Source organism: Rhodopseudomonas telluris, from assembly GCF_042432815.1.
GTDB classification, from domain to species: Bacteria; Pseudomonadota; Alphaproteobacteria; order Rhizobiales; family Xanthobacteraceae; genus Rhodopseudomonas; species Rhodopseudomonas telluris.
Genome location: NZ_JBHLWM010000001.1, coordinates 557,356 through 572,088, shown reverse-complemented (window position 1 = coordinate 572,088; position 14,733 = coordinate 557,356). Strand labels below are relative to the sequence as shown.

Here is a 14,733-nt window from a genome sequence, read left to right as displayed (position 1 = left end):
CCCGCGTCCCAATCAGAACAACGCGCGGGGGAAACAATGAGCGACGCTGGTCACAATCCCGAGTCCGCAGGCGTCCCAAAGGACGCGTCCACCGCGGTGATGGCGCGTCACCAGGCGGTGCTGGACGAGTTGCCATTTTCCGACACGCGGGATTTCGACGAGGCGCGGCGCGGCTTTCTCGGCAGCATCGACGACGCGACGATCACCTCGGCGCAGGGCCGCACGGTGTGGTCGCTGGCGCCGTATCGCTTCCTCGACAGCGAGACCGCGCCGCCGACCGTCGATCCCAGCCTGTGGCGGCAGGCGCGGCTGAACATGCATCACGGCCTGTTCGAAGTGGTGCCTGGCGTGTACCAGGTGCGCGGGCTCGACATCGCCAACATGACGCTAATCGAGGGCGACCGCGGTGTCATCGTCGTCGATACGCTGACCTCGATCGAGGGCGCGCGCGCGGCGCTGCAGCTTTACTCTCAGCATCGCGGCGAGCGGCCGGTGAGTGCGGTAATCTTCACCCATACGCACACCGACCATTGGGGCGGCGCGCGCGGCGTGCTCGACGAGGACGCGCTCGAACGCGGCAACGTGCCGATCATCGCGCCCGATCAGTTCATGGAGCACGCCGTCTCCGAGAATATCATCGCCGGGCCGGCGATGCTGCGGCGCGCGCAGTATCAATTCGGCCCGCTGCTCGCCAAGGGCGAGCGCGGCCAGATCGATTGCGGGCTCGGCAAGTCGATGGCGATGGGCTCGGTGGCGCTGCTGCGGCCGACCGATCTGATCAAGGCCACCGGCGACACGCGGACCATCGATGGCGTCACCTTCGAATTCCAGATGGCGCCGAATTCCGAAGCGCCGGCCGAGATGCACTTCTTCATCACGCGCTACCGACTGCTCAACCTCGCCGAGAATTGCACCCACAATTTCCACAATCTGCTGCCGTTCCGCGGCGCCGACGTGCGCGACGCGCTGGCGTGGTCGCGCTATCTCGGCGAAGCCTTGCAGCTGTGGGGCGGCAAGGCCGAGGCGATGTGCGGCCAGCATCACTGGCCGGTGTGGGGCAGCGAGCGGATCGACGAGATGATCCGGCAGCAGCGCGACCTCTACAAATACGCGCACGACCAGACGCTGCGGCTGATGAACCACGGCCTGACCGCCAGCGAGATCGCCGAGACCATCCGGCTGCCGAAGAGCCTCGATGGCGCCTGGCACGCCCGCGGCTATTACGGCCATATCCGCCACAACGTGAAGGCGATCTATCAGAAATATCTCGGCTGGTACGACGCCAATCCGGCCAATCTCGACCCGCTGCCGCCGGTCGACGCGGGCAGGAAATATGTCGAGTACATGGGCGGCGCCGAACAGCTGCTGACGCGCGCGCGCGCCGATTTCGCGCGCGGCGAATTCCGTTTCGTCGCGCAGGCGCTGGGTCACCTGGTGTTCGCCGAGCCGGACAACCAGGACGGCCGGCTGCTGCTCGCCGACACATTCGAACAATTGGGCTATCAGTCCGAGAGCGCGACCTGGCGCAACGCCTATCTGTTCGGCGCGCAGGAGCTGCGCCACGGCATGCCCAAGGTGCCGGCGCGGCCGCCGATGCCGCGCGAGACGCTGGCGGCGTTGAAGACCTCGCAGCTGTGGGACGTGCTCGGCATCCGCCTCAACGGGCCGAAGGCCGAGGGCAAGACCATCGTGCTGAATTGGCACTTCACCGACACCGGCGAGCGCTGGGTGCTGACGCTGGAGAACTGCGCGCTGACCTATCTCGAAGGGGAGCCGGCGGCCAAGGCCGACGCCGGCTTCACGCTGGCGCGTAGCGTGCTCGATGCGGTGATCGCCAAGCACACCTCGTTTCCGGAGGCGGTGATGGACGGCCGCATCCAGGTCAGCGGCAATCCGATGAAACTCGCCGAGCTGATGGCGCTGATGGACGAGTTTCCGCGGATGTTCGAGATCGTCGAACCGAAGCGGACGGCGGTGAGCTGAGCAAGACCTGACGCCGGCAGCGACGTCGATCGGACTTGATCGATTTCAGTGCCACTTGCTCCCGTTATGTCCGGGCTTGTCTCGGCCATGACGCAGTTCTTGTCCGCAATCTCGAAAGGAACGGCGCGCGGAGCGACGCGTTTCAGCCTCGAATCAGGAGGCGCCGCATGCCGATTCAGGACCCGCGGACCCGCAGATTATCGCCCAAGGCTGTCACCCGCACGCTGGCGCTGGCCGGCCACGCCATGATGGGCGTTGCGCTCGGTCTCGGCTTCGCGCTGCTGACGACGCGCTCCGACGCCTACGGCATTCGGCCGGCGCTGATGGCGCTCGACCCGACCGGCTTCCGCCTCACCGATTTCGCGGTGACGTGCGCGTTGGCGTTCGGCGTCGTCGCCACACTCACCGGCCTTGCGTTGACGCTCGGCGAGGAAAAGTAGTTTTCCCGTCATTGCGAGCGAAGCGAAGCAATCCAGAGCGTCGCACACGGAGCTGGATTGCTTCGTCGCTTCGCTCCTCGCAATGACGCGGTTACGCCGCATGCCGCGTCGCGGCGCTCTCCACCGTCATCTCCAGCCGCAGCGGGCTGCGGAAGGTGGAGGACGGCATCCAGTCGAGTTGCGGCGCGGTGCGCGTGTAGTCCGGCACGACCTTGTGAAACTCCTCGAAGGCGATCTTGATCGCCATGCGGGCGATCGCCGAGCCGAGGCAGGCGTGGACACCGCCGCCGAAGCCGAGATGGCCCTTCGGCTTGCGCTTGAGATCGTAGACGTCAGCGTTCGGAAACTGCCGCTCGTCGCGATTGGCGGAGCCGTAAGCGAGGCAGACGAAATCGCCGGCCTTCATGGTGACGCCGTGCAGCGTCAGATCGCTCTGCAGGCAACGTTTGAACCGCTGCGCCGAAGTGTTGTAGCGCAGCGATTCCTCGACCGCGTCGGGCAGCAGCGACGGATCGGCCGCGACGGCGCGACGGACGTCGGCGAAGTCCGCCAGATTGAGCGCCAGCATGCTCATGAAGCCGCCGAGCGACTCGATGCCGGCCATGATCAGCGTCGTGGTGGTCAGCAGCACCTCGCGTTCGTCGAGCCGATCGCCGTCGATCTCGGCCATCGAGAAATGCGAGATCAGATCGTTCTGCGGCGCGGCGCGGCGCTGCGCGATCACGCCGGCCGCGTAGTCCTGCATCCACGCATAGGCGGCGAGATGCTCCGGGCCTTTGGCGCGCGACACCGGATCGCTCTGCACCATCAGCACCGCCTTGTCGCGCACCGTCTGCTCGTCGCCGAGCGGCAGGCCGAGCGCGGCGAACAGCACCCGCACGGTGAATTTCGACGAGAAGTCGGCGATGAATTCGAACTGCGCGCGGCCGCGCAGCGCCTCGGCCGCCTCGCGGGCGATGTCGCGCATCGGCTCGGCCAGGGCCTCGAGATTGCGCTTCATGAAGGCGTGCTGGACAAGGCCGCGCAGCCGGTCATGACGCGGCGGATCAGTGGTGCCGAGCGTCGCGCCGGCGCGGTTCGGCAGCTCGGTCATCAGATTGCCCTGCGCCGAGGAGAACACCTGCCAATTGGTGCCGGCGCCCGCGACGTCGATGTAGCGCGACAGCACCCACATCTGCGCCGCCTCGCTCCAATACACCGGATGCTCGTCGCGCAGGATCTTGTAAAGCGGAAACGGGTCGGCATCGACCGCGGGCGAGTAGGGATCGAAGCTGAACATCGGGCGGGTCCTCCTGGCAGCGGTCGTGATGGCGACCGCTGTTGTCTTCGTTTTGCGGACTACCCGCCCCACCGACCTCATCCTGAGGAGCCCGCCGAAGCCCGAAGGGTTTTGGAGGGCGTCTCGAAGGATGGGCCGCGGGTCCGTTGCAAGGCCGCGACTCGCGACCTCATGGTTCGAGACGCCGGCGCCGCTCCGACGAGCGGCGCCGGCTCCTCACCATGAGGGACTTTGACTCTCCACAGATGACGGCTGCTACGCCGCCCTTGCCAGCCGCGGCCGGTTTTCCAGCAGCATGATGCCCGACGCGGTGTTGGAGATCGGCAAGTGATAGTTGCGGTGCAATTCGTGAACGTCACCCAGGAGCGCGCCGCGCATGGCGACCCAGTTCATCACCTCGACGCCCTGGCTGCCGGCGAGTTCGACCAGTTGGTGCGGGTCGATGTCGAGCAGGCTGTCGATGTCGCCGGTCATTGCGTCCATGCAGCGGCGGTCGAACGCGGTGTTGATGAAGCCGGCGCGCTCGCCTTCTAACTGATGCGACAGCCCGCCGGTGCCGATCACGACCACCTTGAGGTCTTCAGGATAGCTCTCGATCGCGCGGCCGATCGCCTGGCCGAGCTTGAAGCAGCGGCGCAGCGACGGCAGCGGATGCTGCACGGTGTTGACCACCACCGGCACGGTGGGGATCGCGTGCGCCCGGCCGCGGAAGAACAGCTCCATCGGCAGGCTGTAGGCGTGGTCGACCAGCATCTCCTGGCAAGTCACCGGATCGAACTCGGCCCCGACCAGCGTCTCGATGATGTGCCACGACAGCGCGGTGTCACCGCGGAACGGGTCGCGCACCGGGATGCCCCAGCCCTCGTCGTCGTTGCGATAGTCCGGCGCGGCGCCGACCGCGAAGGTCGGCATCTTGTCGAGGAAGAAGGCGAGGCCGTGATCGTTGTAGATCACCACCGCGGCGTCCGGCTTGTTGGCGTCGAGCCAGCGGCACGGCGCGTCGAAGCCGTCGAAGAACGGCGCCCAATACGGGTCCTTCTGCAGGCCCTTGGCGATCGCCCCGCCGATCGCGGGCACATGGGACGCGGCGAGGCCGCCGATGATGGTGGCCATGATTAGTTGTCCCTCGCCGCGAGCAGCTTCGCCTTGAATTGCTCGACCGTCAGGCCGGTCTGCAGCGCGCCGATGTCCTGCATGTTGAGGCCGAGGATGCCGGCGAACTTCGCCAGGTAGTAGGCGTTGCCGCCAAGGTCGAGCAGCTTCAAGAGATCACGCTTGAGCAGCGCCTCGGTCTGCGCCGCGGTGAGGCCGTAGCGCGCGCAATACGCCGCCTCGTCGCGCACGAATTCGGCGCGGTTCGCGGCGTCGTTGAAGGAGAAGCACATCTTGTTGAGGGCGTAGCCCTTCTGCGCGGCCTCGGGGCCGAAGATCGGCGTCCCGAAGATCTCGCGCCGGGCGCTCGGCGCCCCGCCGGCACGGCGCTCGGTCGCGCCCTGGTCTCTGGCCACAAGCGGGCTCATCGGCATCCCCTCCCGATCGCGTGCCACCATGCGGCGGCGTTTCGCGAACGATAGGCGGGGGCGGAAGCCGCAGATTGAGCCAAATCAAATCATTGTTTCGTCGCGGCTCACTCGCGGCCACGCCACCAGGCACGGAGCCGCTGCACCAGGCTCGTCCGCGGCCCGATCTCGCCCCTGTCCATCGGCTGCTCCAGCGCCAGCGAAGGCGCATCGGCAAGTTCGCGGATCGGCTGGTCGGCCGGCGCTGGCGACGACACGGTCGGCGGTGGCGGTTGATCGGGCAAAATCGCGCCGGGCGTGCGCGCCGCGTCGGCCGCGGCGGCCAGTACGCGCGGGCCGACCTCGGCGAGGAAGACCTGCTCATAGCCGCGCGTCAGGCGCTGCGTCGCTTCGTGCAGCGGCAGCCAGTCGACGGCGCGGATATCCTTCATCAGCGGCCGGCTCGGCGTCGCCTCCGCGTCCATTCGCCAGAAATGCACCACCTTGGAGCGGCCGCCGACTTCGTAAGCGACCGTGCCGAGGAATTCGTGCACCGTGACCAGATGCCCGGTTTCCTCGATCGCCTCGCGCTCGGCGGCAGCGCGCGGCGTTTCGCCGGCATTGAGCTTGCCCTTGGGCAGGACCCAGTCGCCGCGCTTGCGCATGCGGACGACCGCGAACAGCGGCGCACCGCCGCTTCGCACCACGATCCCACCTGCCGCCAGCACTGTTGTCCGCAAGGTTCTCCCTCGTTCGCGACCTGAAACCCCGGTTGTTTATATAGGCTGCGGCCATGACGGGAACGAGGTTCGGCGATGCGCAGCCGCGTTGCGCTGGCGGTCGGCGGCCTTACCGGGATATTCTGAAGTCGACGCCGGGCGAACCGGCGCGGGCCGATCGCGGGCTGAACCACGGCGGCCATCACCAACGAGGACACGCGCATGACTTTCTGGGCAGACACCGGCCTCGGCGGCCCGCTGCGTCGCGAGACGCATTACGGCGACCGGACGATGCTGTGCTTCGCCGATCGGCCCCCGACCCTGGCAGCGATGTTCGACGATCTGGTCGCGCGGTTCGGCGACCGTCCCGCGATCGTCGACGACCGCATGCTCAGCTATTCCGAGCTCGACGTCTCGGTCCGCAGGATCGCAGCGTCGCTGGCATCGCTCGGCATCGCGCGTGGCGACCGCGTCGCGCTGTTTCTGGGCAATTGCTGGGAATTCCTCGCCGTCACGCTGGCCTGCAACCGGATCGGCGCGCTGGTGGTCCCGATCGGCACGCGGCAGCGCAAGGCCGAGCTGGACTTCCTGCTCGGCAACAGCGGCGCCAGGCTGCTGGTGTTCGAGTCCGAGCTCGCAGATCAGATTCCGTCGGCCGCGGAAGCCCCCGAGCTGGCGCATCGCTTCGTGGCGCACGGCACTGCGGCCGGTGCGCGGCCGTTCGAGGACTTGCTCGCGACCTCGCCCGCTGAGGCGCCGCTGGCCGCGATCCACGAAGACGACACCGCGGTGATCCTCTACACCTCGGGCACCACCGGAAAGCCCAAGGGCGCGGAGCTGACGCATCTCAGCATCCTGCACTCGGCCTACGCGTTCGCCCGCGCGCACGAGCTGACGGAGCACGACCGCGGCCTGGTCGCGGTGCCGCTGTCGCATGTCACCGGGCTGGTCGGCGTGTCCTACGCGACGCTGGCGGCCGGCGGCTGCGTGGTGCTGATGCGGCAGGCCTATAAGACGCCCGACTTCCTGGCGCTGGCGAGCCGCGAGAAGATCACCTATTCGATCCTGGTGCCGGCGATCTACACGCTGGTGGCGATGTCGCCGGAATTCGACAAGCATGATCTGTCGGCGTGGCGGATCGGCTGTTTCGGCGGCGCGCCGATGCCGGTGCCGACCATCGAGATGCTGAGCCAGCGGCTGCCCAATCTGCAACTCCGCAATGCCTATGGGGCGACCGAGACCACCTCGCCGACGACCATCATGCCGCAGGCTTTTTGGCGCGGTCACATGGACAGCGTCGGGCAGGTCATCCCCTATGCGCATGTCCGGGTGGTCGATACCGACGATCACGAGGTCGCGCCCGGCGAGCCCGGCGAATTGCTGATCGCCGGGCCGATGGTGGTGCCGCGCTATTGGCAGCGCCCGGACGCCAACGCCAAGGAATTCGTGAACGGCTACTGGCGCAGCGGTGATATCGGCTCGATTGATGCGGACGGCTTCGTGCGCGTGTTCGACCGCAAGAAGGACATGATCAACCGCGGCGGCTTCAAGATCTTCTCGGCCGAAGTCGAGAACGTGATCTGCGGCATCGACGGCGTGCTGGAAACCGCGATCATCGGCACGCCCGACCCGGTGCTCGGCGAACGCGTCAACGCCATCGTGGTGACGACGGATGGCGCGCAGCTCAGCGAACGCGACGTCGCGGCCTACTGCGCGGCGCGGATGTCGGACTACAAGGTCCCGGAGAGCATCATCATCCGCAGCGAGCCCCTGCCCCGCAACGCCAACGGCAAGATCCAGAAGACGGTGCTTCGCGAAACGATCGCGGAGCGGGCGGCGAGCTACGCGCGGGGATGAGGCCCAAGCCCCAGCCGCTAAGCGACCTCTCGCGCCTGCGGAGGAGCGCGCTGTGCTCTTCTCTCCTCCCCCTTGCGGGGAGGGGGCGGGGGTGGGGGTCCACGGGCACTGAGTAAGCGTCGCCCTCACATACGCACTGTGCCCGGGGCGCCCTCAGCCCAACCCTCTCCCGCGAGCGGGAGAGGGAGCGCGCTGCGGCTGGGGGCGGCTTTATGTTCTGTTAGTTACTCTGAATCTTCCCGACTAATCCTCACCTGCACGTCCCGCGGCTTCGCCATATACGGCGCGGAGGTGACGAGCACGTGGGCCCCGGCCTGCGCGTAAGCGGCCGCGTTGGCGGCGTTGACGCCGCCGGCGGCGGCGATGACGGGGCGTAGTGGAGTGGCGGCGAGTTGTGCGGTCAGTGCGGCGACGTCGGCGGGGGCGAATTTTTCCAGTTGCAGGACGTCGAAGCCGGCTTCGGCGGCCGCGAGCGCCGCCTCGACCGAGGCGACTTCGGTGATCAGTTTCTTCTCCGGCGCAGCAGCGCGCAGCCGTGCGACGGTGGCGGCGAGTGGTTCGTCGAGAAAGGCGCGGTGCTCGGCGAACACCAGGATGGTCTCCGACAGGCCGAGCCGGTGCATCACCGCGCCGCCGGCCTTCACGGACGCAACGGCAAAGCGCTTGGTGCCCGGCGTATTCTTGCGGGTGCAGGCGATCGAGATGCTGGGGGAGATCGCGCGCGCAGCCTCGACGATCTCACGCGTCGCGGTGGCAACGCCGGACCAGATCTCGATCAGCGTCTGCGCCACCTTCCAGCCGCGCAGCAGGCCCGAGGACGCGCCGCGCGCGATCAGGATCGGCGCGCCGGCGGCCAACCGCTGCCCCGACGCCGCAATCAGTTCGACCTCGCAGTCACAGAGGCGCAGCAGCGCGGCGGCATCTTCGGCCAGCGCCAGCACCATCGGATCGCGCGCGGTGAACTGCATCACTCCCGCCCGCCCGCCGATGCCGAGTGCGTCCGTGGTCAGGTCGCCATAGGGCACATCGTCGTCAAGCAGGCGCTCCAATTCGGCGGTGGTCACGGCGGGCATGCGGGCTCCTTGGGCAATGGCAATGGCGCGGCAGAAAGTCCGCGTTGGCGGCCGTTATGTCCAGGCCTATACAACGCTGTCGGGTTCACGACAGCCCGGACGATCGCAGGGGGCACGTGACAAGGCCTTCGCTGATCAGGCATTTTGCCGGCACCGACGAGTTGCGCCGCGTCGGCACGCGGCTTGCTGAGCAAGCATCGCCGATCCGCCGCAGAAGGAACAGGCCATGACCCAGACCGAACCAGAGGCGCCCCGCATCGCTGCCGTGATCTATCGCGGCGACGACGATGTCGACGGCCTGCTGGCCGAGTTCGCAGCGGACCGGCTGCGCGCTGGTGACAAACTTGGCGGGCTGGTCCAGCGCAACATCAAGGACGCCAGCGGGCGCCGGATCGACATGCAGGTGATCGACCTGATGACCGGCGCGGCGATCGGCATCTCGCAGACGCTGGGCGGCGGCGCCGGCTCATGCAAGCTCGACGCGGCCGGGCTGGCGGACTCCGCGCAGGCGGTGACGCGGGCGATCGCCGGCGAGGTCGCGCTGGTCGTGATCAACAAATTTTCCAAGCAGGAAGCGACCGGCCAGGGCCTGCGCGCCGAATTCGCCGAGACCATCGTGGCCGGTCTGCCGCTGCTCACCGCCGTGCCGGAGAAATGCGTCGACGCCTGGCGCGATTTCATCGGCGAGGCAGGCATCGAGCTGCCTTGCAACCGCGCCGCGCTCGACGCCTGGTGGCGCGACGCGGCGTCGTCCGCCGAGGCGCAATCGGATCAGGCAGCGGGCTGAGGAGACGCGACCATGGCGCACGTGATGTTCTACGAGAAGCCCGGCTGCGTCGGCAATGCGCGGCAGAAGGCGCTGCTGATCGCGTCCGGCCACGAACTGGATGTGCGCAACCTGCTGGCCGAGCCATGGACCGCGGCGGCGCTGCGGCCGTTCTTCGGCGACAAGCCGGTGCCCGAATGGTTCAACGCTTCGGCGCCGAAGATCAAGGCCGGCGCGTTCGATCTCGCCGCGCTGAGTGAAGACGCCGCGCTCGCGCTGATGATCGCCGAGCCGATCCTGATCCGCCGCCCGCTGATCCAGTCCGGCGACCGCCGTGAGGCCGGCTTCGATCAGGCCGCGATCGACGCCTGGCTCGGCCTGCGCCAAGGCGGCGCGCCGGTGTTCGACGGCTGTGCGATGGAGTGATCGCACCAACTTCTAGCGGCGAACTCCCGCGCTCTTGGCCGCCGCCGCACGGGGCCGCAACACTGCGATCTTGCCGGCCGGCTTGCAGAAGATGGCATGCAGCGCCAGGATGAGGCTACGGACCTCGTCGCTCGCCAGCGAATAGAACACCTGCTGGCCCTCGCGGCGCGTCTCGACCAGCCGCTCGCTCCGCAGCCGCGCTAATTGTTGCGACACCGTCGGCTGGCGCTCGTCGAGCAGCTCCGCAAGTTCGGACACCGACTTCTCACCCTCGGCCAGCTGGCACAGCATCAGCAGCCGCGACGCGTTCGATAACGTCTTCAGGAATTCGCTGGCGACCTGCACATTCTCCCGGAGTTCACTGGTATCGACGCGCGGGGTCGCGCCGCCGGACGGCTTCCGAACTCTCTTAGTCACAGGCATGGAAGAGCCCCTTGCAGACTTGTGCCGGCCGCTCCCGTTCGGGAGAGCCGAGCCTGCGATCAATTTGAATCAACAGTGCTGGCAGGACCATCGAAGATGCAATCTAGTGTTGCAACACATTTTCAACTGGGCAAGCCTGTTGTTGCGGCATCACCAGCGATATGACGCGCCAGCCCGCGTTACGCCTCATCATTTGATCGTCCAGCCCGAGACCTTATGCAAAATCCGGAAAGCCGATTCTATCGTTCGCATGGCCTACGCCTGCACTATCTCGACTGGGGCAACGACACCGCGCCACCACTACTCCTGGTTCACGGCGGTCTCGATCACGCGCGGAGCTGGGACCATTTGGCGCGGGCACTGCGCGCGGATTTCCACGTCATCGCACCGGATCTGCGCGGCCACGGCGATTCCGACTGGGCGCGCGGCGGCAGCTACAGCCTGCCCGAATACGTCTACGACCTCACCAGAATACCAGTGCTGCAAGGACGCGGCCCGATCACGGTGATCGGGCATTCGATGGGCGGCATGGTGAGCCTCATCTATACGGGCACCTTTCCCGAACAGGTCGGCAAGCTGATCGTGTTGGACGGTATTACAGTATTGCCAACAGCCACCAAGCCGCCTGTGCACGAGCGGACACTGAAATGGATCGGCCAGCTCGAGGCGCTGGAAGAGCGCGCGCCGCGACGCTATCGCGACCTCGCCGACGCGGCGGCCCAGATGCAGATCCGCAACCTGCGGCTGTCTCCGGAGCTGGCGCTGCACCTCGCCAGCCACGGCACCAGGCTCAACGCCGACGGCAGCTACGGCTGGAAGTTCGACCCGTATCAGCGGGTGATGGCGCCGCACCGGCTGTGGGCCGACGACCACGTCGAACTGTGGCGCCGGATCATCTGCCCGACCCTGCTGCTGTTCGCCGGCGACAGCTTCCTGCGCGACGCCGCCGCGGCGGGAATCACCGACTACTTCCCGCAGGCCCGCGCCGAAACGATCGCCGACGCCGGCCACTGGCTGCAGCACGACCGCCCGGACGAGGTGTTGCGGCTGATCAGGGAGTTTCTGCTGGGGTGAGCGTCGCCGTCTCTGCCAACCTCGGCGCCCTGATCCGGAGCGGAGTCGTCAGGATTCGCGGCCCATCCTTCGAGACGCCCGGCTGCGCTCTCCGAGCTTCGCCGGGCTCCTCAGGATGAGGTCGTGGGGGTGGCGGTAGTAGCAGAGGTAGCAGATACGAAGGAAACCACGGCCTCAGCTCCTCATGGTGAGGAGGCGCGCAGCGCCGTCTCGAACCATGAGGCGGCATGGCCGCTCGACATATTCACAACGACTCACGCCGCCGCCAGCGTCAGCGTGAAGACGGCGCCGCCGCCGGGCCTGTTACTTGCGGCCAGCGTGCCGCCGTGTTCGCGGGCGATGCCGTAGCTGATCCACAGGCCCAAACCCGTCCCCTCGCCGACCGGTTTGGTGGTGAAGAACGGCTCGAAGATCTTGTCGATCAGCCCGTCGGCGAAGCCCGCGCCGTTGTCGGCGACGGTGATCACCACGTCGCCGCCGTGCCGCTTCGCCGCAATCTCGATCCGCGGTTCGGTCTGGCCGCGCACGGCGTCGAGCGCGTTGTCGACGAGGTTGACGATGATCTGATGAAACTGGCCCTCGTTGCCGATCACCGCGACGTCCGGCGCGATGTCGAAATCGAGCGCGACATGGCCCGGCTTGGCGCGCGCCGCCCAGCGTGCGGCGGTGCGCACCACGCGGTCGACGTCGACCCGCAGCGTTTCGCCGCTCTTCGGGAAGCTGAGGCGCCGCAGATTCTTGACCACGTCGGAGACCCGCATCGCGCCCTCCAGCGTACCCTCGATCAACGACGCGTAGTCCGCCAGCAGCGCGTCGATCTTCAGCTCGCGGCGCAGCCGATCGACCTCGGCCGGATCGGCGCCGTGATGGATCGCGGTCAGATACGCTGACATCCGCTCACGATAGCGCTCCAGCGTGTGGATGTTGCCGTAGATGAAGCTGATCGGATTGTTGAGTTCGTGGGCGACGCCGGCGACCAGACGGCCGAGGCTCGCCATCTTCTCCTGCTCGACGAGCTGGCGCTGGGCGCGCTGCAACTCGCTGTGCGCGGTGTGCAGCGCCTCGTAGGCGCGGCGCAGTTCGCCGATCGGCCGGCCGGTGAGCACCGTGCCGACGCGGGCGCCGGCGGGATCGCTGCGGGTAGCGCCGTTGATGGCGTAAAGATCGGACAGGCCGGTCGCGGTGACGAAGCGAATTTCCAGCGCGACGGTCTCCGCCGCCGACGGCGCACGCAGCAACGCGTCGATATGCGCACGATCGGCGGGATCGACCAGTTCGCCGAGCGAGCGCGCCAGCAGCGCATCGGCCGGGCTGCCGAGCAGCCGCACCGCGGCGGGATTGACCTGGAGTACGACGCCGTTGCGGTCGCACACGATCAGGATGTCGGAGACGGATTCGATGACGCTGGAGATGAAGGCCTGCGCCTCTTCCAGCGCGGTGTTCTTCTCCTCGAGATCGGTCTCGTAGCGCAAGAGGTCGGCATAGACCTCGTCCATCTTGCGGATCACTTCGATCCACGCCGCCTCCTGATCGCCCTCGAACGGCGACGGCAGATGTGGGCCGACGCGGTCGATCAGGCCAGTCTTCGCAGCGGCGGTCGATCGTTCAGGCGCTGCCATCTCCCCACCACCCGTCATGGCCGGGCTTGTCCCGGCCATCCACGCCTTTGAACGTGGACGGCCTTGAAGGCGTGGATGCCCGCGACGAGCGCGGGCATGACGGCGGATAATGGATCAGACCTCATCGGCGAGGCCCTTGCGCAGATCGTAGCGGCCGAGCTTGTTGCGCAGGCCGACGCGCGACAGGCCGAGTTCGCCGGCGACGCGGCTGATATTGCCGCCGTGGCGATCCAGCGCCTCGACGATCATGTGCCGCTCCAGCGCCTCGATATTGGTCTTCAGCGTGTGGCCGAGTTGATGCGATGGTTTGAGCTGGATCGGCTCGCCGCCCTGGCGGATGCGCGCCGACAGATCGGCCTCCTGCAGCCAGCCGTCATTTGTCAGCACCACCATGCGCTGGATCTCGTTCTGCAACTCGCGGACGTTGCCGGGCCAGTCGTAGCACCGCATTCGCTCGAGCGCGCCCGGCGCGAAGCCCTGCACGGCGCGGCCGTAGGATCTGGTGACGTCGGCCAGCACCTTCGCGGCGATCAGCGGCACGTCCATCGGCCGCTCGCGCAGCGCCGGCATGTGCAGCGGGAAAGCAGCCAGCCGATAGAACAGATCGCGGCGGAAACGCCCGGCGCGCACCTCGGCTTCGAGATCGCGGTTGGTGGCGGCGACGACGCGGACGTCGACCTTGCGCACCCGCTGCGCGCCGAGCGGGCGGATCTCGCTCTCCTGCAGCACGCGCAGCAGCTTGACCTGGAACGCCGGCGAGGTCTCGCCGATCTCGTCGAGGAAGATCGTGCCGCCGTCGGCGACCTCGAACAGCCCGATGCGATCCTGATAGGCGCCGGTGAACGCGCCCTTCTTACAGCCGAACAATTCGCTTTCCAGAAGCTCGTCGGGCAGCGCGCCGCAATTCTCCACCACGAACGCCTTGCCGCTGCGCGCCGAGCCGTAATGGATCGCGCGGGCCAGCAGTTCCTTGCCGGTGCCGCTCTCGCCGGTGATCAGCACCGAGATGTCGAACTCGGCGGCGCGCTTGCCGAGCTCGATAACGTCGGCCAGCGGACTGTCGGACGCGTGGACGATGCGGTCGAAATCATACAGCTTGCGGGCGACGCCGCGCTTCTCGGTGACGACGCGCTGCACCCGCTCCGGCGTCAGCTTGACGTCGACGCCGACGGTCTCGGTTTCCTTCTGCAGCCGGAACAGCTCGACCGCGCCGCGCACGGTGTCGAGCAGCTTGTCCGGATGCCAGGGCTTGGCGATGTACTGATAGATCCCGGCCTCGTTGATGCCGGCGATGATGTCTTCGCTATCCGAATAGCCCGAGATGATCATCCGCACAGGATCGGGCCAGGTCTCGCGGACGTGCTTGAGGAAATCGACGCCGGTCTCGTATTGCATGCGCTGGTCACACAGGATGGCGTGGACGATCTCGCTTTCCAGTACGCGCCGCGCCTCGCCGGCATCGCGCGCGCAGATCACTTCGAACTCGTCGCTGAGCACGCGCTTCAGCGATTCCAGCGAGCGGATCTCGTCGTCGACCACCAGCACCGTCGCCTGTCCGCTCATCTCCGCCGTCCC

General features: G+C 67.4%; 14 protein-coding genes. 6 read left to right on the top strand and 8 right to left on the bottom strand.

Going from position 1 to position 14,733, the window contains the following annotated elements:
- The first annotated feature begins 36 nt into the window (after positions 1–36).
- Entirely contained in the window at positions 37–1,983 is a 1,947-nt protein-coding gene (locus ACFFJ6_RS02620) for an alkyl/aryl-sulfatase (protein WP_378384051.1), read from the top strand.
- 167 nt (positions 1,984–2,150) lie between these two features.
- Positions 2,151–2,423 (top strand): hypothetical protein, encoded by a 273-nt coding sequence (locus tag ACFFJ6_RS02615; RefSeq protein WP_378384049.1) that lies wholly within the window; start codon positions 2,151–2,153, stop codon positions 2,421–2,423.
- 91 nt (positions 2,424–2,514) lie between these two features.
- Here ACFFJ6_RS02615 and ACFFJ6_RS02610 read toward each other — a convergent pair whose 3' ends face one another.
- The 4 genes from ACFFJ6_RS02610 to ACFFJ6_RS02595 form a co-directional block, all read right to left on the bottom strand.
- Positions 2,515–3,702 carry a cytochrome P450 gene (locus ACFFJ6_RS02610; protein ID WP_378384047.1) on the bottom strand — a complete coding sequence of 396 codons (1,188 nt, stop codon included), beginning with the start codon at positions 3,700–3,702 and terminating at the stop codon, positions 2,515–2,517.
- Positions 3,703–3,957: 255 nt separating this feature from the next.
- Positions 3,958–4,815 (bottom strand): class III extradiol dioxygenase family protein, encoded by an 858-nt coding sequence (locus ACFFJ6_RS02605; protein WP_378384045.1) that lies wholly within the window; start codon positions 4,813–4,815, stop codon positions 3,958–3,960.
- 2 nt (positions 4,816–4,817) lie between these two features.
- Complete coding sequence (locus ACFFJ6_RS02600) at positions 4,818–5,222, bottom strand: protocatechuate 4,5-dioxygenase subunit alpha (protein WP_378384043.1); 405 nt, start codon at positions 5,220–5,222, stop codon at positions 4,818–4,820.
- A gap of 107 nt (positions 5,223–5,329) precedes the next feature.
- The gene (locus tag ACFFJ6_RS02595; protein WP_378384041.1) at positions 5,330–5,941 is read right to left on the bottom strand and encodes an NUDIX domain-containing protein; all 612 of its coding nucleotides are present in this window, start codon (positions 5,939–5,941) and stop codon (positions 5,330–5,332) included.
- Positions 5,942–6,142: 201 nt separating this feature from the next.
- Here ACFFJ6_RS02595 and ACFFJ6_RS02590 point away from each other — a divergent pair, with 201 nt between their 5' ends.
- Entirely contained in the window at positions 6,143–7,777 is a 1,635-nt protein-coding gene (locus ACFFJ6_RS02590) for a class I adenylate-forming enzyme family protein (RefSeq protein WP_378384039.1), read from the top strand.
- 224 nt (positions 7,778–8,001) lie between these two features.
- On the opposite strand, the gene modD is transcribed toward ACFFJ6_RS02590, so the two are convergent.
- On the bottom strand, positions 8,002–8,850 hold the full coding sequence (gene modD, locus ACFFJ6_RS02585) for a ModD protein (RefSeq protein WP_378384037.1): 849 nt from the start codon (positions 8,848–8,850) through the stop codon (positions 8,002–8,004).
- Between the two features lie 226 nt (positions 8,851–9,076).
- Here modD and ACFFJ6_RS02580 point away from each other — a divergent pair, with 226 nt between their 5' ends.
- Together ACFFJ6_RS02580 and ACFFJ6_RS02575 are read left to right on the top strand one after the other, a co-directional pair.
- Positions 9,077–9,637 (top strand): DUF2478 domain-containing protein, encoded by a 561-nt coding sequence (locus tag ACFFJ6_RS02580; RefSeq protein ID WP_378384035.1) that lies wholly within the window; start codon positions 9,077–9,079, stop codon positions 9,635–9,637.
- Between the two features lie 12 nt (positions 9,638–9,649).
- A complete protein-coding gene (locus ACFFJ6_RS02575; RefSeq protein WP_378384033.1) occupies positions 9,650–10,042 on the top strand; it encodes an ArsC/Spx/MgsR family protein in 393 nt (130 codons plus the stop codon).
- A 12-nt stretch (positions 10,043–10,054) separates the two neighbouring features.
- Here the strand turns inward: ACFFJ6_RS02575 and ACFFJ6_RS02570 are convergent, their stop codons facing one another.
- Positions 10,055–10,465 (bottom strand): metalloregulator ArsR/SmtB family transcription factor, encoded by a 411-nt coding sequence (locus ACFFJ6_RS02570; RefSeq protein ID WP_378384031.1) that lies wholly within the window; start codon positions 10,463–10,465, stop codon positions 10,055–10,057.
- Positions 10,466–10,681: 216 nt separating this feature from the next.
- Between ACFFJ6_RS02570 and ACFFJ6_RS02565 the strand changes: the two genes are divergently transcribed.
- The gene (locus ACFFJ6_RS02565; RefSeq protein ID WP_378384029.1) at positions 10,682–11,539 is read left to right on the top strand and encodes an alpha/beta fold hydrolase; all 858 of its coding nucleotides are present in this window, start codon (positions 10,682–10,684) and stop codon (positions 11,537–11,539) included.
- Between the two features lie 254 nt (positions 11,540–11,793).
- Here the strand turns inward: ACFFJ6_RS02565 and ACFFJ6_RS02560 are convergent, their stop codons facing one another.
- Both ACFFJ6_RS02560 and ACFFJ6_RS02555 read right to left on the bottom strand, forming a co-directional pair.
- Positions 11,794–13,158 (bottom strand): sensor histidine kinase, encoded by a 1,365-nt coding sequence (locus ACFFJ6_RS02560; protein ID WP_378384027.1) that lies wholly within the window; start codon positions 13,156–13,158, stop codon positions 11,794–11,796.
- 114 nt (positions 13,159–13,272) lie between these two features.
- On the bottom strand, positions 13,273–14,721 hold the full coding sequence (locus ACFFJ6_RS02555) for a sigma-54-dependent transcriptional regulator (protein WP_378384025.1): 1,449 nt from the start codon (positions 14,719–14,721) through the stop codon (positions 13,273–13,275).
- Positions 14,722–14,733: the final 12 nt, after the last annotated feature.

Coding starts and splice junctions, on each gene's coding strand:
- ACFFJ6_RS02620 (WP_378384051.1), top strand. CDS start 37: ATGAGCGACGCTGGTCACAATCCCGAGTCCGCAGGCGTCCCAAAGGAC.
- ACFFJ6_RS02615 (WP_378384049.1), top strand. CDS start 2,151: ATGCCGATTCAGGACCCGCGGACCCGCAGATTATCGCCCAAGGCTGTC.
- ACFFJ6_RS02610 (WP_378384047.1), bottom strand. CDS start 3,702: ATGTTCAGCTTCGATCCCTACTCGCCCGCGGTCGATGCCGACCCGTTT.
- ACFFJ6_RS02605 (WP_378384045.1), bottom strand. CDS start 4,815: ATGGCCACCATCATCGGCGGCCTCGCCGCGTCCCATGTGCCCGCGATC.
- ACFFJ6_RS02600 (WP_378384043.1), bottom strand. CDS start 5,222: ATGAGCCCGCTTGTGGCCAGAGACCAGGGCGCGACCGAGCGCCGTGCC.
- ACFFJ6_RS02590 (WP_378384039.1), top strand. CDS start 6,143: ATGACTTTCTGGGCAGACACCGGCCTCGGCGGCCCGCTGCGTCGCGAG.
- modD (WP_378384037.1), bottom strand. CDS start 8,850: ATGCCCGCCGTGACCACCGCCGAATTGGAGCGCCTGCTTGACGACGAT.
- ACFFJ6_RS02580 (WP_378384035.1), top strand. CDS start 9,077: ATGACCCAGACCGAACCAGAGGCGCCCCGCATCGCTGCCGTGATCTAT.
- ACFFJ6_RS02575 (WP_378384033.1), top strand. CDS start 9,650: ATGGCGCACGTGATGTTCTACGAGAAGCCCGGCTGCGTCGGCAATGCG.
- ACFFJ6_RS02570 (WP_378384031.1), bottom strand. CDS start 10,465: ATGCCTGTGACTAAGAGAGTTCGGAAGCCGTCCGGCGGCGCGACCCCG.
- ACFFJ6_RS02565 (WP_378384029.1), top strand. CDS start 10,682: ATGCAAAATCCGGAAAGCCGATTCTATCGTTCGCATGGCCTACGCCTG.
- ACFFJ6_RS02560 (WP_378384027.1), bottom strand. CDS start 13,158: ATGGCAGCGCCTGAACGATCGACCGCCGCTGCGAAGACTGGCCTGATC.
- ACFFJ6_RS02555 (WP_378384025.1), bottom strand. CDS start 14,721: ATGAGCGGACAGGCGACGGTGCTGGTGGTCGACGACGAGATCCGCTCG.